Here is a 20,964-nt window from a genome sequence, read left to right as displayed (position 1 = left end):
ATAAAGTCAAGATAAATATTTATACATCTATATCAACTTTTATATTTATATTATATTCTGAATATTCATTTTTAATTTCTTTTAAAATAATATTATATATTTTTTCTCTATTTTCAAATGAATAGTCTATTATAATATCAAATCTCATAGACATTGTTTTCTCTTCAATATAAAAGCCATGAAATTCTAGAATCTCTTTATGTGACAAAACTATTTCTTTTACTCTTGAACGAATTTTTATAAGCTCATTGTTTTTTGTATTCATAGAATAAATTGTTATTCCAGATAAATAAACATTATGTTTTTCTAATACGATGCTATTTATATGTCTTTCAAGTGGATCTATAACTTCAGCTGTTAGAAAATCTGGTATTTCTATATGAACAGAACCAACATATTTATCTGGTCCATAATTGTGTAAAAGTAAATCATAAACCCCATGAACATTTTCAATAGCATTAATTGTATTTTTTATTTCGTTTATCAGTTTCTTATCCATTCTTTTTCCTAAAATTTCATTTACAGCATCCATAAAAATCTCAATTCCAGATTTTATTATAAATATCGAAATTAAAATTCCAACATAGGCTTCTAAATTAATTTTAGTAAATATGTATATAAGTGCTGATAATAAAACAGAAAATGAAAGTATTGCATCAAAGCTTGCATCAGCTCCAGATGCTATAAGTGAGCTTGAATTAAATTTTTCTCCTACATTCTTTACATATCTACCTAATAAAAATTTTAGTAAAATTGAAAATATTAATATTCCTAATGTAATTTTAGAATATTCTACATCTGTAGGATTAAAAATTTTCTTTATACTTTCTATTAGTGAAGTTATTCCTGCATAGAATATAATTCCTGCTACAATCATTGTACTTAAATATTCTATCCTGCCATGTCCAAGAGGATGTTTTTTATCTGGAGCTAAATTAGCTATTTTAGTTGCAACAATTGTTACTAGTGATGATAATGCATCTGTTAAGTTATTAATTCCATCTAAAATTATAGCAATTGAATTTGAAAATATACCTATTCCTAATTTAAAGATAACAAGTAGTATATTTGCTAAAATTCCAACTATACTTGTTTTTACTATTATCTTTTCTCTTTCATTTTCTTTATTCACTTTACTTCTCCTATTTTTATATTTTAGATTAGTTTTTCTATAAGTCTATCTATATTTGTATAACAATTTTTATAAGACATTTCTTTTTTATCTAAATAAATAATCTCTACATCTAATTTATCACAGGCACTAACTTTTTCTCTTTCTCCACCTGTATCTCCTGCTTTTTTAGTAATTAAATACTTTATATTAAATTGTTCCATCATTGCTATATTCATATTTTCAGTAAATGGTCCTTGCATAGCAATAATATTTTTAGGAAGTATATTATTATCTTCACATCTTTTTACCATATCCCATCTTGATAAAATCCTAAAATATATATTATCTAAATTTTTTAAATCTTTAAAGAGAGGAACATTATTGCTTCCCAAAGTAACCAAAATATTTCCATCAAGTTTTTCTACATATTCTATTAAATCTTTAATTTCTTCAAAGTTTTTGTATTTTTTAGGTAAAATATCTACTTTTTCTCTTTCAAATCTAAAATACTCAATATTTTTCTCTTCTGCAACTTCCATTGCATTTTTAGAAACTTCAAAAGCATAAGGATGGCTTGTATCTATTACTTTTGTAATTTTATTATCTTCTACAAATTTTAACATAGCTCCTTTATCCATTTTTTCTGATGAAGTTTTTACAGATAAATTTTCTATTAATTTTGCCCCATATTCAGTTGCAGTTGAAACAATAATATTAGTATCATGCTCTATAAATTTTTCTAAAAAATCTCTTGAATCCTTAGTTCCACCAATTACCCAAATCATTATATCCTTCTTTCTATTTTCCCCAATTTGATTTTTTTTCATAACCTCTAGGTGTTATCATTTTCCCATCTTTAATATATGTATTTGAATTTCCAACTAAAACTATTGTAAACATATCTATTTCATGGTTTAAAAAATCTTCTAAGTTTGTAAGTGTGTAGTTTTCTTCCTTTCTTCCTATTTGTCTAAGTAAAGCTACAGGAGTAGTAGGTAACTTATGTTTTAGCATAATTTTTCTAGCTTCAACAATTTGTTCAGTTCTACCTTTACTTTTTGGATTATAAAGAGAAATTACAAAGTCTCCTTGACTTGCACAATCTATTCTTTTTTTAATAACTTCCCAATCAGTTAATAAATCACTTAGACTTATTATAGCTTGGTCATGCATAAGAGGTGCTCCTACCAAAGCAGCTCCTGCTATTGTAGATGTAATTCCAGGAACTACTTCAACTTCTACTCCTGTCCCTGAAGCAACTTCAAGCATTATCCCTGCCATACCGTATATCCCAGAATCTCCACTACTTATTAAAGCAACTGTTTTTCCAGTTTTAGCAACTTCTAAAGTTTCTTTACATCTTTCGATTTCTCTTTTCATTCCAGAAATTAAAAATTCTTTATCTGAAAATTCATCTTTAACTAAATTGACATAAGTTGTATATCCCGCTATAACATCTATATTTTTTAATACATCATATGCTCTTCTACTTATATCTTCCATGTTTCCAGGTCCAATACCTACTACATAAATCTTCCCTTTATTCATTATTTCATCTCCTCTTCATATATTGAAATTGTTATTCCATCATATTTTTCTTTCATCACTAAAAACTTTCCATTTCCTGTCGATGATAAAAGTGCAACAGGTTCTGATACAGCTCTTACCCCTATATTTTTTTCCACAAAATCTGAACCCTCAAATTGATCTTGAATTTTCTTTATTTCATCTCTTGATATTATTTCTAAATCTAGTCCTAAGAAGTTACTTGCATCAATCAGTCCTTGTTCATTTTCTTTTACATCAACAGTAGACATTTTTTTTAAAGATCTAAAATCCAAATTATTCTTATCCAAACATTTTTCTATAGCCTTTAAAATATCCTCTGTCTTAGTATCTTTTTTACAACCTATTCCTAAAATTAAATTTTTAGGATAAATTCTAGTATATTCAATATTTTTCTTATTAGATACTAAAATAAAACCATCGGCTGATTTTTCTTCACCTACTCTTACATTTTTTGGTAAAAGTATATTTACATTTTGTCCATTAACAATAAGTGATGTTACTTCCTTAGCTGATTTTAAATCTTCTAATTCTGCATTTAATTTTTGAGATATAGTATCAACAGCAATTTTTCCTGTAACATCTGAACTTGTTGTAATAACTGGTACTAATTTTAAAATATTTGCTATTGAGTAAGAAAGTTCATTAGCTCCACCCAAATGTCCAGATAAAAGAGAAATTACAAAATGTTTTCCTTCATCTATCAAAAGCACAGCAGGGTCTTTATCTTTTGTTCCTATCAAGTTTGCTATTTTTCTAATTACTATTCCACTTGCCATTATGAAAATATGAGCATCATATTGAGAGAACTTTTCATTTATATTAGAAGTAAAATCTTCTATTTGAATAGTATCTTCAACATCATATTTTTTCAAAGTAAAAACATCAATATCGCAGTCTTTCAGATTCTTTTCTAATTTTTCTTTATATTCTCTTGCAATATTTCCCGCTCCTTTTGTTACTGTCCAAAATGCTAATTTCATAAGTTCACCTCTTTATTAATTTGAATATAATAATCTATATTATTATTTTACACCTTCTCTATATTCATGAGTAAAATGTTTATCATATAGTTTAGATTTTTCATATTCATTCCCTAAGAAATCTCCAACTAATATTTGTGCTGTTTTATTTATTCCAGCTTCTTTAACTTTTTGTTCAATGGTTTCAAGAGTTCCTAAAACAATTTTTTGGTCTGGCCAAGTTGCCCTTTGAACAACTGCCACAGGTGTTGTCATGGGATAAGAAGTAGCCAATGTTTCAACAACTTTATCTATCATATGAACTGATAAAAATATTGCCATAGATGCTCTATGTTTTGCTAAACTTTCTAAGCTTTCTTTTTCAGGAACAGGAGTTCTTCCTTCTATTCTTGTACATATTACTGTTTGAGAAACATTAGGCAGTGTAAATTCTTTTTTCAATGCCGCAGCAGATGCTAAAAACGAACTTACTCCTGGAATAACTTCATATTCAATTCCATATTCATCTAACATATCCATTTGTTCTCTATGTGCTCCATAGATTGCAGGGTCTCCTGTATGAACTCTTGCTACTTTTTTACCTGCTTTTATTGCTTTTACAGTAACATCTATAACTTCATCTAATGACATAGATGCTGAGTTGTAAATTTCTGCTTCCTCTTTATGACAATCTATGACCTCTTTTGGAACTAAAGAACCTGCATAAATAATAACATCAGCTTCTTTAACTATTCTTTGTCCTTTTATAGTTATTAACTCTGGGTCACCTGGCCCTGCTCCTATAAAGTAAACTTTTTCTTTATATTTTTCCATTTTAAAATCCTTTCTTTTTTAAATTCTATAATTTATTTTAGTAACTAAAACTTTGAGTTACATCTGGTGTTTGTATAGCTCTTTGATATAATTCTTTTTCCTCATTAAATTTTTCATCATATTTTTCTATTCTTTCTTTTTCTTTTTCAGTTAATTCTCTATTATATGGATTATCACCTAAACTATGGTGTAGTGCAATTCCAAATTTAGTAATTATATTAAATTTTAACACTGACTCTGTCCATTCTTTGTCTTTATAAAATTTATATCCATTATAAAGAGAACCGCCCCCATTATCATAGTAAATTGCATTACTATATTTTACTTTTATAAGATAATTTATTTCTTTTTCATTTTTTCTATCATAGACAACTGCTTTATTATTTTCAATTAATTCAGCAAATTCATTATGGATGTAATCAAATTTTTCATCTTTATATGATATCTTATTTTTAATATCCTCTATTGGTTCTTTTCTTCCTTTATTATAAATTTCTAATAAATCATTTTTACTTACTAAAATATCATAATCAACACCTTTGTAAGTTACAATTTCCTTTTTATTATCTGGTAGAGTATAATTTAAGAATATTTCTTTCTCTAATGTTTGAGTTAATTCAACATATCTTTTTCTTTTTGTTTCATAAGTTCCTTTAACTACTGTTTCAGCGATACCTTGAACTGCAATAATTAAAAATAATATAGCTAATAATTTTTTCATAATATGGCTTCTCCTTATATACTAAATTTTCTCCATTTTTCAAATCCACCTTTTTTTACAATTAGAGTTGTAAAATATGGAATATCATCTTCTGTTAAATCTTTTATGTCATAATAAACTTTTTGACTTTCTTTTCCACAATTTGAAACCATAATAATTTTATCTATATTTCCTGTTTTTATAAGTGCTTGTTTTAAATTTTCAAAATTTCTACTAACTTTCATAAAAACTATGTTGTCATTATTTTCTAATTCAAATTCAATATTAGTTTTCTTATTAAGTGATACAACTTTTAAAGTTTCATCTCCTATCATAAGTGGAAAATTAAATCTTGATGCCATATCAACAAATGATGAGACTCCTGGAACTGTTTCAACTAAATATTTTTCAGGAAGATGCTCTAAAATATATACATAAGTACTGTATGTCATAGTGTCTCCAATAGTTAAGAAACCAACATTTTTCCCTTCATCTAAAAATTTTTGAACTATTTTTGCATTTTCTTTTCTTGCATTTTCTCTATCCTCTAGAGATTTAAGCATAGGAAATTCAACAAAAACTTTCTCTACATTTTCCTTCATATATTGTTTTGCAATTTCATAAGCAACACTACCGTCATCTTTTTTTGCCTCTGGTAATATTACTACATCTAATTTTTTCAAGGTGTTTATAGCTTTTATAGTTATCTCTTCTGGATCCCCAACTCCAACACCTATACCATAAAATTTGTTAGTCATACATTTTCCTTTCTTAATTTATAAATATTTTTCTCTTATATATTGTGATTTGTTTTGCATATCAGGATAAATTGATTTTCTCGAAATTCCAATTAACTCTAATTCATTTTTTATTTTCTCTTTATACTTAGATTTTAATAATATTATAGCACTTCCGTCATAGGTTTGTTTTCTAGTTTCATCATCTTCATCACTTTTATTATAAAAAGCCCACTCTTTTTCTTTTTTAGGTAAAGAAAATTCGGGGGCATAAGCCAACATTGCATCAAAAACTTGTTCACTTATTTTATTTTTTAATACTTCTTCTGTATTTTTTTTCCATAATTTAGTTTCTATTTGTTTTATTTCCGCAGTGAGATTATAAATTTCATTGCGGAATTTTTCTATTTTATAATAAGATTCTAAAATTGCTCTTTTCCCTATTAATTCGCTATCTACTTTGAGTTGTTTTAGTCCTTCTTTATGTGAGTCATAAATTCCATCTAATCCAAAAATCATAAACATTGCATTTTGCCGAATAATTCTTTCATCTACTTCTAGTGGTTTTACAAAGTTTAAACCATAAAAATCTGAAATTTTTATATTAGTAGGAATAAATCCTATATCCGTTTTTATAGCATCATAAATTTTTCCTATTATAGGTAATATCCTGTAATTTACTTTTCTAAAAGAAGATAGTAATATCTCTTTATTTTTAATTTTCCTAAAAGTTAAATCTAATAATAATTTTTCTTTATATGTTAAATTAGCTAGAACTGTTTTTATTATAACAGGGATACTTTTTGAAGTTAGAACTTCTTTTTTATTTGTTTTTTTATTGAATAGATAAACAACACCATCTTTATCTTTATCCTTAGATACTGCAAAATATAAAGCTACCAAAGCATTTGTAGTTATATCCATAATCCTTGTAGGTAGTCCATAATGTTGCATTAAAGCTAACTTATCAGGTAGATATTTTATCTTTTGAATTTCTAATGGATATGATATTTCTGCTTCTTTTATTAATTCATGCTCATTTTCTATATATTTGGTATCTCTAAAAATACTAGGTATTATAAATTCAAATTCCTCAGATTGTCCTCTAAAAAATACTCCCTCTTGCATAATAGATTTTAATTTATTTTCTCTTAAATAAAATAAATTTTCAAATCTTTTTATAGGAGAAAAATCACCACAGATATAATAGTTACTTAATATAGTCTCAACTGCTCTTAAATAGTCTGATACACTTCGTATCTTTCTTACAGTATAACTTATTTTATTATATTCAGCATCATCAATATTTTCTTTTTCAGAATAGTATACTTTATCTACATAAATCTTATTCATTTTTTCCTCCTATCTACTTCTAATCAATTCCAGTTCATTCCAAACTTTCTTGTCTCAAAAACATTTTTCCAATAATTTTCTCTTTCTAGTATATACTCTCGATTTGTCTTAGTATCAAAAATTTCAACTATAGAGTATTTAAAATTATTTAAAATATAATCTTTCCCATTTTTTTCTACAAGTACTTCAAATTCTTTATTCCCACCAGTTAAATCTTTAAAATCAGCATAACATTCCCATCTTTGCCATAGACCTTGACTATCTCCATAGGCAGAACCAATATATAATTTTCCTGTTTTTGTATCTGTAATAACATACACAGCTTTTATATATGAAAGTGCTAATTTCCAACTAAGTTCATTATTACTAACAATTTCTCTAAGTTCTTTATGAGTTATACTTACATTTTGATAACCATTAAATTTTTCTATGGCAATATCTGGAAAAACTTCAAAAACTTCAATATTTTTCTTTGCAACTACTTCATATGTTAACTCAAAATTTATTCCTAGGTTTTCATCTAATTTTATAACTAGTCTTTTTCTATATTTATTAAGTAATTCACCTATAGTATCATTATTATCTAAAAGAGAAATATTATATCCACCTATCTCATAATGTTCAGGTTTTGCAATTTCTACTTTATATATTCCTCCAAAGACAAAAAAATTTCTTCCATAAATATTATATTGAGCAAAACTTACTAAATAATCGTATCCATCAAGTCTACTAGATTTTCCCTTTTCATTTCTATAATTATTTAAATTTTGCCAATCTTTTGAATCTTCCATTAAACAATCATATGGAGATTTTTTTAATTCTAAAAAATCTGTACTCATATGAAACTTAAATTTTATCTTATTTTCTTTTCCTTTTGTAAAGTCTTTAATAAAATCAGTAAACTTAATCATACTAATCCTCTCTCTTAACTTATTCTCCCAGCAACCATTCCAAAGCATTTATTACTTTTATTCCATCATAATTAGTATTTGGTAGTACATCATCTAATGTTAATAAATACTTAGGGTAGTTATCCTTTATATTTTTAAAAGCAGCTAACTCTCTTTTTAAAGTATTCTCATCTAAGACAGTTAAAGCAACTTGATAATATTCAACTTCATTTGAATTAATAACGACAAAGTCAATTTCATTTTTATCAAATTGCCCAACATAGACATTTACTTTTCTTCTAAGTAATTCAAGATAAATTATATTTTCTAGAATATGCCCCATATCAATATTTCTATTACCCAGAATCATTTGTCTAAGCCCTAAGTCTGAAACATAGTATTTTGATAATGTTGATAAAAACTCTTTACCTTTTATATTGTATCTATTAACTTCATATATAAGTAGTCCGTCAATAAGCCCCTTTACATACTTTTCAATAGTTTTAGTATCGGTTTTTCTTCCCATTGAAGTTAAAGTGTTTGCAATCTTTGATATTGAAGTCAGATTGCCAATATTATCAAATATATATTTAACAACACTTTCAAGTCTCATAACATCAGAAATTTTTAATCTTGCTACTATATCTTTTAAAAGAACAGAGTTATATATTCCATCTAAATATTCATATATATTTTTTAAGTTATTGTTTAATTGTAAAGTATAAGGAAAAGAACTATTTACTATATATTCATTATAATATTGCATCAGAGTTTTTAATATCTTATTTTCTTTTTTATCTAAATTTTCATATTCTAGTCTAGCTTGATAGTATTCTTTAAAAGATAAAGGAAGCATTTTTAATTCTATATAACGACCACTTAAAAGAGTTGCGAGTTCACTTGACATAAAATAAGCATTGGAACCTGTTATATATAAATCTACGTTATTTTTTATAAAAAGGCTATCTACAACTTTTTCAAATTTATCTACATGTTGAATTTCATCTAAGAAAATATAATTTTTTTTATCCTCAAGCATTTTAGAATTTATAAATTCATAGAGTTTTTTATAATCAGTTAGCTCTTCATAATCCATATCTTCAAAATTGATAGATATTATTTGCTTTTTCTCAACTCCATTTTTTAATAAATAATCTTTATATATTTCAAAAAGAGTAGATTTTCCACATCTTCTTACTCCAGATACTACCTTTATTATCTGTTTATCTTTTGATTCAATTAAAAAATTTAAATATTCTTTTCTATCTATTCTTATCATATTAGCACCTCATTTCTTTTCTAAAATTATATAATCTTTTTTATTAAAAATCAAATTTTAAGAAATATAATCCCAAAACTTTTATTTTTTATAATTTTTAAGGAATATATTCCTAAAACTTTTTATTTTTATATTTTTTAGGAATACAATCATTAAGTTAATAAATATAATTTTAAAAATATTATGAGTTTTTAGTTATCTCTTTTTATAACCTTAATTATACAAATAGGATTTTCTCCAAACATCATAGTATAAGGACCTACTTTTTTTGCTCTACCAACTGTAACCGTTATAACTTCTATATCTTTAAAACCTTTTTCTTTTAAAACTTCTAAAGATTTTGCTTGTGTCTCTAATGTTATACAATTGATAACAAGTATAGCTCTATCTTTTGCATAAGTCATAAAATGAGTAATTATTTCTTCTATTCCACCAGTTGAGCCACCAATAAACATTCTATCATAAGGAATATTTGGTATAGCATCAGGTGCTTTTCCATGTATCAATTCAAAATTTTTAAGCTCAAATTTTTCTGCATTTAATTTTATTGTTTCTAAACCTTTTTCTTCTTTTTCTATAGCATAAACTTTACCCTGTGGCATATATGTTGCTGCTTCTATACCTATTGTCCCAGTTCCTGCTCCAACATCTATCAAAATTGAATCAGGTTTTAACATAAGCTTAGCAATAGATACTGCCCTTATTTCTTGCTTTGTCATCGGTAATTCAGTTTGAGTAAACTCTTTATCATATATATGCATATTTATCCTCTCTCTATTTTCTACTTACTTTCTAAACCTACTAACTTATTTTCCAAAAATAATTTTAAATTATTTTCAATAGAATCAAAAAGTCTTTCTAAACTTTTTGATGATTTCCAAGCCAAATGTGGAGTTACTGTAAAATTATCTAATTCAAGTAACTTACAATTCTTTTTAGGTGGTTCCTCTACCATAACATCTGTTGCTGCTGAAGCAATTATTCCATTTTTCAAGGCATAATATAAATCATCTTCATTTATTATAGGGCCTCTTCCTAAATTTAAAATTATTGCAGAATTTTTCATTTTTTTCATATTATCTAAATTTATTAAATTTTTAGTTAAATCTGTTAAAGGTGCATGAATTGATAAAACATCACATTTTTCTAAGACTTCATCTAATGTAAACCTATTATCTACTTCATCTAAATAATCTCTTCCAGGAATTTTAGCTATCATAACTTCCATTCCAAGCATTTTAGCATATTCCTCTACTTTTTTTCCTATATTTCCATAACCTAAAATTCCTAAAACTTTATCTTCTGTGTCTGTATGGTAATACTTATCCATTCTAATTGAAATTTCAGACCATTTTCCTTTTTTAACTTCTTGACTTAATTTTTCTACTCTTGTTAATTCGTTCAATAAAAATGTTAAAGTCAATTGAGCAACAGAATTAGTAGAATAATTAGCCACATTAGCAATAGTTACTCCATGTTCTTTTGCAGCAACTAAATCTATATGATTATAACCTGTTCCAGTTAATAGAACTAATTTCAAATTAGATGCTTTTTCAAATTCTTTTTTTCCTAATCTAATTCTATTCAAAATAACTACTTCACAATCTTTTAAATAACTTCCTACATCATCATCATTTGTCAAATTTAGTTCAGTGTATTCCCCGTATTTTGAAAATTTTTCTTTTAATTTAAAAGGACCTATTGCATTTCTGTCTAAAACTACTATTTTTAATTTATTCTTTTCCATAGTTTTCTCCCTTTTTTAAAATTAAAACATTCATATCAAATTTTCTATTTAGTTTTTCATAATCTTCAATTTTAACTATAGTTATTCTTTCGTTATCATAAGATAAATTTTCTCCAACTATGACAGTTATATTTCTTTTTCCATTTTCAAATAGATTTTTTGCTATTTCATAAGGATTTTGAACATCATCTGTTAATAACACAAGTCCAGAAATATCTTTTTCATCAATTTTATTTAAGTAGTCGAACTCTCTACCATGAACACTAGCTGGTCTAAAACTTTGCCAATTCTCTCCTATTCTTGAAAATAGATATTGATAAGATGATATATTAGGAACAATATTTAAAATTTCTTTTGATAAATTTTTTGATAAATAAGGAACCAAACTATAATAACCTGTATCTCCAGAAACAATAATTGTGATTTTTTTGCTAATATTAGCTTTTAGATAAACTATCAATTCTGGTAATTTACCTAATATATATATTTCTTGTTCTTTTGAAAGAATAGATTTTAAGTCTGAAAGTTGTCTTGTACTTCCAACTATAATTTCAGCACTTTTTATACAATCTACACCAGCCATAGAAAGATATTTTATATTTCCAGGACCTAAACCTACAACATTTATCTTATTTAATTGCACCGCAATCACCTACCATTTTTTGATAATTATCACTTTCCCCCATAGTTTCTCCTTTAAAAGAAAATACTGCAGCCGATACTTCTATATCTGCTCTTGCATATTCTTGCATTTTGAAGGCAATTCTATTTGCAATTAAATGATAAATTTCATTATTTTCAACATAATCACAAGCTTCTTCAACAGTGTTTGCACCAATAATTTTTTTTACATTTTCAATTTTTTCATTAACTAAAATAGCACAAGTAGCCATAGTTTCCATTCTACCATCAGCTACTCTACTGTGTGTGTTAAAAATTCCACCTGCTACTTTTATTGCTTTAGCAATATGCCCAAGCATAATGATTTTCTTAAATCCTAGTTTAACTGCTGACTCAATCATAAAACCAACAAAGTTACTTATTATTATCATTTGCTCAACATCTAGCCCCAATTTTATGCAATGTCTCTCTCCATAGTTACCAAAAGCAAAAATAACCCAATCCCTATCTTTGTCTTCTTTCATAACTCTAAGTTCTGCAAACATAGATTTTTTTAATGCATCTTCACTCATAGCTTTAACTATGCCAGTTGTTCCTAGGACAGAAATCCCTCCTATAACTCCCATTTTAGGATTATAAGTTTTTAATGCCTTTGCTCTTCCTTCAGGAATATAAATAGTTATTATAACTTTCTCATCTATTCCCTCTAAAATTTCATTAACAACAGAGGTTATCATTTTTTGTGGTCCAGGATTTATTGCAGATTTTCCAACTCCTATTTGAAGTCCTTTTTTTGTTACAAGTCCAACTCCTCTACCACCAATAATCACACAATTATCATAGTATGCACCTCTGTCAACTTTTGGAAGTTCTTTTACCAATTGTACTTTAGCACAAATACTTATTCCATTAGTAACATCAGGGTCATCACCTGCATATTTTTGTATAGCACAGCTTGCAAAATTATTTCTAACTCTCAGCTTTTGAACTGGTATTTTTAAATTTGTGTAATTTAATGTAGTTATATCAACTTCAGTAGCTTTTTTACCATAGACTAGTGCTTCTAAAGCAACTTTCACTGCTGCTGTGGCACAAGTTCCTGTTGTATAACCATTTTTCAATTCTTTTTCTTCCATTTTAATCTCTCTTTATTATTTTTATATTTTGTCCAAATAAAGACTTAAAATCAAAACTTTTAATCAATATTTTTCATCTTTTTATTTGTAAAAAATTATGCATGAAAACCTTCTCTTTTATATATTTGGTAGATAATTCCATGAAGTATAGCAACACCTATTGTACTTCCACCTTTTCTACCATTTATTGTGATATATGGAATACCTAGCTTTTTAAATTCTTCTTTTGATTCTGCTGCTCCAACAAAACCAACAGGAACTCCTATAACTAAAGCAGGTTTTTCTATTTCACCATTTTCTATCATTTCCTTTAATTGATATAATGCAGTAGGTGCATTTCCTAAAATAAATATTTTTGTTTCAGGGTCTTTTCCTGCTTTTCTCATTCCAACTATTGAACGAGTAAGTCCTTCTTTTTTAGCCTCTTCAATTACTTCCTTATCGGAAACTAAACAATAAGCAGAACAGTTATATTTAGATAAGGCAGGTTTACTAAGTCCATTTACTATCATATTTGTATCACAATAAATTTTACAACCTTTTTCTAAAGCTTTTAATCCACTTTCTATAGCATTATTTTGAAATTCTATTAAATCAGCATATTCAAAATCTGCTGAAGTATGGATTATTCTTTTAACTATAGGCATTTCACTTTCAGAGAATTTCTTCGCTTTATCTCCTAATTCTTCTTCAATAATTTCAAAACTTCTTTTTTCTATATCTCCTGGTACTTTTATATAACTCACTATTATCACTCCATTTCATTCTTTTATTATTTTTTTATATATTTTCTTACTTTGTATTCTCCAACAGCTTCTAGAAGATTTTCTTTGACTAAACTATTTAAAAATCTCTTTGCTGTAGCTTCTGAGATACCCAACAAGCTTTGTGCCTCTTTATTGCTAATAGAATCATTTTGACCTAAATATTTGATAAGTATTTCTATTCTTTCTTTAAATTTATCGGTCATTTTATCGGTCATTTTATCGGTCATTTTATCGGTCATTTTATCGGTCATTTTTTGTTTTTCAACTAATTCTATTAAAGTTTCTTTTATAATTTCTAACATAAATAAAATAAATTCTGTAGATTCTCCATCTCTTTTTTCATTAAAATAACTCCTCTAATAATTTATAACTTCCAAAAAAATGTATATGTGGGTAACCTGCATACATCTTTTTTCCATTAAATATACAATCCCAATTTCTTCCATCTTTTTTTACAGCTTTAAATTTTCTTGTATCTTCAATAACTGTTTTTAATTTCGAATAATGGAACTCATGTCCCTTAGCTATTTCTAGTCCATCTTTATTAGTTATTGATATATACCCAAATCTAGATATATCTAATTTATTTGTCATATTTACTAAACAAGGTGCCAAACAACACATTTCAGACATTTTCCCCTCTGTGTCCTCTATACCATTACTTAAGTACATAAAACCTCCACATTCAGCTAAGATACTTTTACCTTGTTCATAATTATCTCTAATAGAATTAATCATACTTTTATTGCTAGATAATTCCTTTGCAAAATTTTCTGGGTATCCCCCACCTAGATAAATAGCATCACATTCTGGTACTACTGCATCTTTTATCGGAGAAAAATATCTAATTTTAAATCCCATATATTCTAAAAATTCAATATTATCATTGTAGTAAAAAGAGAATGCAGAATCCTTAGCTATTGCTATTGTTTTTCCTGTATATTTATCTTTTAAGTTAGATAAGTATAGTGGATAAGCAATATCACTAACTTTTTCTTCTATGTTTCTAGTTTGCTCTGTTGCAATTTTTTCTAATTCAACTAGATCTATATTTTCCAAGACTGCATTTTTTAATATTTGTAACTTTTCTTTCAAGTCATCAACTTCATGTGCTTGTAAAAGTCCTAAGTGTCTACTTGATATATTCAAAGAATCATTTTTCCCAACAAAACCTAGACATTTAACTCCTGTATATTTTTCTATTGCCTCTTTAAATATCGAATATGTTTTTGCACTTGAAACTTTATTTATTATAACTCCAGCAATATTAACTCTAGGATCAAGATTCTTATATCCCAAAACTTGAGCAGCAATACTTGTACTTTTACCTATTCCATCTAACACTAGAATTACTGGAACCCCTAAAAATCTTGCTAAATGTGCAGAGCTATTATTATCTAAAGTATTATCTATCCCATCATAAAGTCCCATAACACCTTCTATTATCGAAATATTCTTATGATGCTTTAGAAAACTATATCTAACACCTTGTTCTCCCATCATAAACATATCTAAATTATAGCTTGGGTTTCCTGTTATAAATTCGTGAAAACCAGGATCTATATAATCAGGTCCAACTTTAAATGGGGAGATATTGTCAAAAGCTGACATAAGAGCCATAGAGATTGTTGTTTTCCCAATTCCACTACTTATACCAGCAAGCATAAATGCTTTCATTTTTTTCTCAACCTACTTTCTTAAAATATTTAAAAATATATATCTAATTATATAAAAACATACTAAAATAGTCAACTTTTTTGTTTTAATTTTTATATTTTCCTTATAAATAAAGCCTCTTGACAACCGTATAAGTTCTACAAGCTCAATGAACATAAGCTCTTCGAACTAATACGGACGTCAGAGACTAATTTTGCTATTTAAATTTATACTTTTCTATAGAAAATAAAAAAGTTATTGTAATATTAATAATATCAATATCACAATAACTTTATTTTCTTAATATCAAATTATTATTAGTCTATTCTTGTTCCAGCTGTTGGTCCTGATTTTAAAGTATAAACTTCTTCAATATGAAATACTACTGCAGCTTTAGGTACTCCCATTTTCCCTTTAGCCCATTCTACTACTTCATCATAATATTTTCCTTCTTTGTGAACTTCAGCAGTTCCTACAAAACGATATCCATCTAATTTATCCCAGTTAGCAAATGCAACTGCAACTTTAGATCCTCTTTCGATATCTTTCATTATTTCTCCAGCTGTATTTTCGTTCCAGATTAAAGTAGAATCATCATAGATACGGCAAGATCTTTTTGGCCCTATATTAGGTGCTCCATCTTCTCTTACTGTTGCTATCCATCCTAATTGTGCTGTCCATGCTCCTTCCTTAGTTGGATTTAATATTAATTCTTTTATAGCATCTGTTAATTTTGCCATAATTATCACTCCTTCTATTTTGATTAATTTGGTATGCTTTTATTCTACTACTTATTTAAAATATTTTCAAGTCTTTTTATATTTTATTTAAATATAGATTATTCATTATAAATATAATAAAATTAATTAGTATCTTTAAAAGAAATGTGCTATAATATTGTGCTATAAATATAAAAGAAATTTTGAGGATGATATTTTGGAAGGAATAATTGTTATAAATAAACCAAAAGGAATTACTTCTTTTGATGCTATAAGAAAATTAAAAAAAATATTAAAAACAAAAAAAATAGGTCATACTGGTACTCTTGATCCTTTGGCAACAGGTGTTATGCTTATATGTGTTGGAAAAGCCACTAAACTAGCTTCGGATTTAGAAGCTAAAAACAAAGTTTACACAGCTGATTTTGATATAGGATATGCAACTGATACTTATGACATTGAAGGTCAAAAAATAGCTGAAAAATATATTGAAACTTCTGAAATAGAGTTGAATAAATCAATAAGTAAATTTGTGGGAAAGATTAAACAAGTACCTCCTATGTATTCAGCAATAAAAATTCAAGGAAATAAGTTATATGATTTAGCTAGAAAAGGAATCGAAATTGAAAGACCAGAAAGAGAAATTAATATTGATTATATTGAACTTATAAGTTTTTCTGAAAATAAAGCAAAAATAAAAACCAAGGTCTCAAAAGGTTGTTATATTAGAAGTTTGATTTTTGATATAGGGCAAGATTTAGGAACTTATGCAACAATGACAGCTTTAAATAGAGACCAAGTCGGAGATTATTCTTTAGATTTATCTTACACTTTAGGACAAATAGAAGATATGGTTTTAAATAAAGATTTTAGCTTTTTAAAAACAGTTGAAGATATTTTCTTATACAAAAAATGTTTCTTGAATACAGAAAAAGAATTTACTTTATATAAGAATGGAAATACAGTTAAATTAGAAAATACATTAGAAAATGGATATTATAGAGTTTATTTTGAAAACAATTTTTTGGGATTAGCTGTTGTTGATAAAAATTGTTTATTAAAAGGATATAAATATTATTAAATGAGAGGGAAAAAATGAATATTAAAAACATTGCAATTATTGCCCATGTTGACCATGGGAAAACTACTCTTGTAGATTGCTTATTGAGACAAGGTGGAGTTTTTAAAACTCACGAATTAGAAAAAGTTGAAGAAAGAGTTATGGACTCAGATGACATTGAAAGAGAAAGAGGAATTACTATTTTCTCTAAGAATGCAGCTGTTAAATATAAGGACTATAAAATTAACATAGTTGATACACCAGGACATGCTGACTTTGGTGGAGAAGTACAAAGAATTATGAAAATGGTTGATTCAGTATTACTACTTGTAGATGCTTTTGAAGGGCCTATGCCTCAAACTAAATATGTATTAAAAAAAGCACTTGAACAAGGTCACAGACCAATAGTTGTTGTAAATAAAGTTGATAAGCCAAATGCAAGACCTGAAGATGTTTTATATATGGTTTATGACTTATTTATAGAATTAAATGCTAACGAATATCAACTTGAGTTTCCTGTAGTATACGCTTCTGGAAAAACTGGTTTTGCTAGAAAAGAATTAACTGATGAAAATATGGATATGCAACCATTGTTTGAAACAATTTTGGAACATGTTCAAGACCCCGATGGAGATGCAACAAAACCAACTCAATTTTTAATAACTAATATTGCTTATGATAACTATGTTGGAAAATTGGCAGTTGGAAGAATTCATAATGGAACTTTAAAAAGAAACCAAGAGGTTATGCTTATAAAAAGAGAAGGAAAACAAGTAAGAGGTAAGGTTTCTGTTTTATATGGATATGAAGGTTTAAAAAGAGTAGAAGTTGAAGAAGCTGGAGCTGGAGATATAGTTTGTGTTGCAGGTATAGAAGATATAGATATTGGTGAAACTTTAGCAGATATCAACAACCCTGTTGCATTACCTGTTATAGATATAGATGAGCCAACTCTTGCTATGACATTTATGGTTAATGATTCTCCATTCGTTGGAAAAGAAGGTAAATTTGTTACATCAAGACATATTTGGGATAGATTACAAAAAGAAATTCAAACAAATGTTAGTATGAGAGTAGAAGCAACAGACTCTCCTGATTCTTTTGTCGTTAAAGGAAGAGGAGAACTTCAACTTTCTATATTACTTGAAAACATGAGAAGAGAAGGATTTGAAGTACAAGTCTCAAAACCAAGAGTATTATTCAAAGAAAAAGATGGTAAAAAATTAGAACCGATAGAACTTGCACTAATAGATGTTGATGATAGTTTTACAGGAACTGTAATTGAAAAAATGGGAGTTAGAAAAGCTGAAATGGTTTCTATGGTTCCTGGTCAAGATGGTTATACTAGACTTGAATTTAAAGTTCCTGCAAGAGGACTTATCGGATTTAGAAACGAGTTTTTAACAGATACAAAAGGAACTGGGATATTAAATCATTCATTCTTTGATTATGAAGAGTATAAAGGAGATATTCCTACTAGAAATAAGGGAGTTTTGATTGCAACTGAACCTGGAGTTACTGTTCCTTATGCACTTAACAACTTACAAGACAGAGGAAGCCTATTCTTAGATCCAGGTATACCTGTATATGAAGGAATGATAGTTGGAGAACATAATAGAGAAAATGACTTAGTTGTAAACGTTTGTAAAACTAAGAAACTTACAAACATGAGAGCTGCTGGTTCTGACGATGCTGTTAAACTTGCCACTCCTAGAAAATTTACATTGGAACAAGCTCTTGATTATATTGCAGAAGATGAACTTGTTGAAGTAACTCCTAACAATGTAAGACTTAGAAAGAAAATTTTAAAAGAAGGAGACAGAAGAAAAAACTGGTCTGCTAATAATAAATAAAAATATTTATACAAAATTTATAATTTATTAAATAAAGTCTCCTGATAGCTGTATGACTCTTCCGAGCTCACCGAAATGCTCTCCAAAGTAATACGGACATCGGAGACTAATTTTCATATTAAATTTATATTTCTCTATAAAATCAATAAACACAGGATCTGAACTAATACGGATGTCAGAAACTAATTTTTACTATTTATTACTAATTTTTACTATTTATTACTATAGAAGAAAGCACGATATTTAGATTTTATAAAAATATCGTGCTTTTTTATTTCCATTATTCAATACTTCAATGAATATTATAGATTCAAAATATACTTTATCAGCTCAATATCTTTCTTATGAATAGCATATCTAGTTTTTAAAGTATTTAAAAGAGAATTAGCATTCTCTTGAAGTGACAATGTTTGATTATAAACAGGTGGAAGTCCGTAACTTTTAGCAATCTCGTTTATCTTATCTCTTAAAAATTTAAAGTGAAAATCTTTTATATGTACAACTAAATCAAAAGTTGCAGGAGTTAATTTTGTTTCAGGATAAAAAGTCTTATAAAAATCAAAAGCAGCTTGCTTAGGGTCATCTTCTCCGTCATAACAAATAACTATCTCATTATTAATTTTTTCAAAATATATATTATATTTTTTTGCTATTACTTGAAATTCAATAAATGAAAGACATTCCCCTGAAGTGTATTTATTTACAAATTCATTATTATTCATCTTTACCTCCAAATATATTACATCATTTTATCTACAATAGGGAACAAGGCTGCTCCAACTATACTTGAATTACCTTTAAATTTAGAAAATGTTAATGTTTCTTTTCCTCTATAAAAAATATGATCTTTAGGATAAACTATTCTTACCATTTGCTCTAAAAGATAATTTGAGTATTTAGAAAGTTCACCACAAACAATAAGTTTTTTAGGATTATAAGTAAAAATCAAATTTTTAAGAATAATTCCCATATATGTTAAATAATCATTAACAATATTTTTACCCTTAGCACTGTACCTATATTTTTTATTTGAGAAAAATTCTTCAATATCAGTAATTTCAGGAAAATTTTCTAAAATACTATTTTTTAAAACTTTAAAGGAAATCAAATCTCCAACTTTTTTTTGATTTTCATAATCAACAACCATATAATGAACTCTACTCGCTTTAAAGAAATATTCTTCACTTTTATCTCCAAACTTGTGAAACGTTGAACAAGTAACTTTATTATTAATAGTAATAACAGTAAAATCTGATAATTCTTTATATTTTCCTATAATAGCTTCAGCCAATATTGACATATTTGCTTCATTTTCAGCCCATACTGGATAACCAACCTCATCTCCAATATCTTTTAAAATATCAGTGCTATACCTAACATCTCCATAAAATTCTAAAAAATTATTCTCTTTATTATAGATACCTGGAATAGAAATTCCAATTCCTATGATTTTTTTTATATACTTTTCATCAGCTTTTGATATAAATTTTTTAATACTTTCAATTAAAAAAACTAAAAAATCTTCATTTTCTATTTTAACTTTATCTGATAATAAAATAGTCCCTACACTATTCATCAAAATAAATTTAAGTTCTTTTTCATCTATACTAACACCGATACTATAACAAAAATCTGGATTAAATTTATATTTAACAGCTCTTCGTCCAATACCACCACTACTTAAATTCCATTCGACAATTATATTTTTTTCTAAAAATTCATTAATAACTCTTTTTATAGTTGGGAAAGTCATGTTAGTTCTTTTAGTTAAATCAGGAATAGAAAAAGATTGTTCTGTAAAAAAGATTGAGTTAAAAATTATATTTTCATTACTCTCTTTAATTTCTTTTTGATACATAAAGACCCTCCTTATAAAATATATTTACTTTTATTATATCATTTATTTATCTAATAAAGCAAATAATATATATTTTTCATTTATTTAGAAAAATATAAATTTCATATACTAG

22 protein-coding genes are annotated in these 20,964 nt (G+C 26.7%); 2 read left to right on the top strand and 20 right to left on the bottom strand.

What is annotated here, in order from left to right; all coding sequences use genetic code 11:
- Positions 1-19: 19 nt before the first annotated feature.
- From BQ2505_RS05305 to BQ2505_RS05220, 18 genes are all read right to left on the bottom strand, one after another.
- Positions 20-1,132, bottom strand: coding sequence for a cation diffusion facilitator family transporter (locus BQ2505_RS05305; RefSeq protein WP_074016737.1), 1,113 nt, complete (start codon positions 1,130-1,132; stop codon positions 20-22).
- Positions 1,133-1,155: 23 nt separating this feature from the next.
- On the bottom strand, positions 1,156-1,899 hold the full coding sequence (cobK, locus tag BQ2505_RS05300) for a precorrin-6A reductase (RefSeq protein ID WP_074017331.1): 744 nt from the start codon (positions 1,897-1,899) through the stop codon (positions 1,156-1,158).
- A 13-nt stretch (positions 1,900-1,912) separates the two neighbouring features.
- The gene (gene cobJ, locus BQ2505_RS05295) at positions 1,913-2,662 is read right to left on the bottom strand and encodes a precorrin-3B C(17)-methyltransferase (protein ID WP_074016736.1); all 750 of its coding nucleotides are present in this window, start codon (positions 2,660-2,662) and stop codon (positions 1,913-1,915) included.
- The gene (gene cbiG, locus BQ2505_RS05290; protein ID WP_074016735.1) at positions 2,662-3,663 is read right to left on the bottom strand and encodes a cobalt-precorrin 5A hydrolase; all 1,002 of its coding nucleotides are present in this window, start codon (positions 3,661-3,663) and stop codon (positions 2,662-2,664) included. The genes cobJ and cbiG overlap by 1 nt, the downstream gene beginning before the upstream one ends.
- A gap of 42 nt (positions 3,664-3,705) precedes the next feature.
- The gene (gene cobM, locus BQ2505_RS05285) at positions 3,706-4,476 is read right to left on the bottom strand and encodes a precorrin-4 C(11)-methyltransferase (protein WP_074016734.1); all 771 of its coding nucleotides are present in this window, start codon (positions 4,474-4,476) and stop codon (positions 3,706-3,708) included.
- A gap of 37 nt (positions 4,477-4,513) precedes the next feature.
- Entirely contained in the window at positions 4,514-5,197 is a 684-nt protein-coding gene (locus BQ2505_RS05280; protein WP_074016733.1) for a hypothetical protein, read from the bottom strand.
- A 14-nt stretch (positions 5,198-5,211) separates the two neighbouring features.
- Positions 5,212-5,934 carry a precorrin-2 C(20)-methyltransferase gene (cobI, locus tag BQ2505_RS05275; protein ID WP_074016732.1) on the bottom strand — a complete coding sequence of 241 codons (723 nt, stop codon included), beginning with the start codon at positions 5,932-5,934 and terminating at the stop codon, positions 5,212-5,214.
- Between the two features lie 18 nt (positions 5,935-5,952).
- The gene (locus BQ2505_RS05270; RefSeq protein WP_074016731.1) at positions 5,953-7,266 is read right to left on the bottom strand and encodes an FRG domain-containing protein; all 1,314 of its coding nucleotides are present in this window, start codon (positions 7,264-7,266) and stop codon (positions 5,953-5,955) included.
- A 23-nt stretch (positions 7,267-7,289) separates the two neighbouring features.
- Positions 7,290-8,177 carry a GIY-YIG nuclease family protein gene (locus tag BQ2505_RS05265; protein WP_074016730.1) on the bottom strand — a complete coding sequence of 296 codons (888 nt, stop codon included), beginning with the start codon at positions 8,175-8,177 and terminating at the stop codon, positions 7,290-7,292.
- A 19-nt stretch (positions 8,178-8,196) separates the two neighbouring features.
- Positions 8,197-9,435 (bottom strand): ATP-binding protein, encoded by a 1,239-nt coding sequence (locus BQ2505_RS05260; protein ID WP_074016729.1) that lies wholly within the window; start codon positions 9,433-9,435, stop codon positions 8,197-8,199.
- 191 nt (positions 9,436-9,626) lie between these two features.
- Complete coding sequence (gene cbiT / locus BQ2505_RS05255; protein WP_074016728.1) at positions 9,627-10,196, bottom strand: precorrin-6Y C5,15-methyltransferase (decarboxylating) subunit CbiT; 570 nt, start codon at positions 10,194-10,196, stop codon at positions 9,627-9,629.
- Positions 10,197-10,216: 20 nt separating this feature from the next.
- Positions 10,217-11,182, bottom strand: coding sequence for an NAD(P)-dependent oxidoreductase (locus tag BQ2505_RS05250; protein ID WP_074016727.1), 966 nt, complete (start codon positions 11,180-11,182; stop codon positions 10,217-10,219).
- Positions 11,169-11,834: a precorrin-6y C5,15-methyltransferase (decarboxylating) subunit CbiE gene (cbiE, locus tag BQ2505_RS05245; RefSeq protein WP_235817374.1), complete on the bottom strand. Its 666-nt coding sequence runs from the start codon at positions 11,832-11,834 to the stop codon at positions 11,169-11,171. Before cbiE ends, BQ2505_RS05250 begins: the two co-directional genes overlap by 14 nt.
- Positions 11,812-12,939: a cobalt-precorrin-5B (C(1))-methyltransferase CbiD gene (cbiD, locus tag BQ2505_RS05240; RefSeq protein WP_074016725.1), complete on the bottom strand. Its 1,128-nt coding sequence runs from the start codon at positions 12,937-12,939 to the stop codon at positions 11,812-11,814. Before cbiD ends, cbiE begins: the two co-directional genes overlap by 23 nt.
- Positions 12,940-13,034: 95 nt before the next feature.
- Entirely contained in the window at positions 13,035-13,685 is a 651-nt protein-coding gene (locus tag BQ2505_RS05235; RefSeq protein WP_008793277.1) for a precorrin-8X methylmutase, read from the bottom strand.
- A 26-nt stretch (positions 13,686-13,711) separates the two neighbouring features.
- Entirely contained in the window at positions 13,712-14,008 is a 297-nt protein-coding gene (locus tag BQ2505_RS05230; protein WP_074016724.1) for a DeoR family transcriptional regulator, read from the bottom strand.
- Between the two features lie 40 nt (positions 14,009-14,048).
- Entirely contained in the window at positions 14,049-15,383 is a 1,335-nt protein-coding gene (locus tag BQ2505_RS05225) for a cobyrinic acid a,c-diamide synthase CobB (RefSeq protein ID WP_074016723.1), read from the bottom strand.
- Between the two features lie 296 nt (positions 15,384-15,679).
- Entirely contained in the window at positions 15,680-16,102 is a 423-nt protein-coding gene (locus BQ2505_RS05220; protein WP_074016722.1) for a pyridoxamine 5'-phosphate oxidase family protein, read from the bottom strand.
- A 196-nt stretch (positions 16,103-16,298) separates the two neighbouring features.
- On the opposite strand from BQ2505_RS05220, the gene truB reads away from it, so the two are divergent.
- Together truB and typA are read left to right on the top strand one after the other, a co-directional pair.
- Positions 16,299-17,162, top strand: a complete 864-nt coding sequence (gene truB, locus BQ2505_RS05215) for a tRNA pseudouridine(55) synthase TruB (RefSeq protein WP_074016721.1) — start codon at positions 16,299-16,301, stop codon at positions 17,160-17,162.
- 14 nt (positions 17,163-17,176) lie between these two features.
- Positions 17,177-18,994: a translational GTPase TypA gene (typA, locus tag BQ2505_RS05210; RefSeq protein WP_074016720.1), complete on the top strand. Its 1,818-nt coding sequence runs from the start codon at positions 17,177-17,179 to the stop codon at positions 18,992-18,994.
- 302 nt (positions 18,995-19,296) lie between these two features.
- Here typA and BQ2505_RS05205 read toward each other — a convergent pair whose 3' ends face one another.
- Together BQ2505_RS05205 and BQ2505_RS05200 are read right to left on the bottom strand one after the other, a co-directional pair.
- Positions 19,297-19,716, bottom strand: a complete 420-nt coding sequence (locus tag BQ2505_RS05205; RefSeq protein ID WP_074016719.1) for a hypothetical protein — start codon at positions 19,714-19,716, stop codon at positions 19,297-19,299.
- A 17-nt stretch (positions 19,717-19,733) separates the two neighbouring features.
- Entirely contained in the window at positions 19,734-20,852 is a 1,119-nt protein-coding gene (locus tag BQ2505_RS05200; RefSeq protein WP_074016718.1) for an ROK family protein, read from the bottom strand.
- Positions 20,853-20,964 lie beyond the last annotated feature (112 nt).

Origin of the sequence: Fusobacterium massiliense, assembly GCF_900095705.1 — a bacterium.
GTDB classification, from domain to species: Bacteria; Fusobacteriota; Fusobacteriia; order Fusobacteriales; family Fusobacteriaceae; genus Fusobacterium; species Fusobacterium massiliense.
Note: the sequence above shows the minus strand (reverse complement) of the source record. Positions and strands in the feature narration are given on the sequence as shown.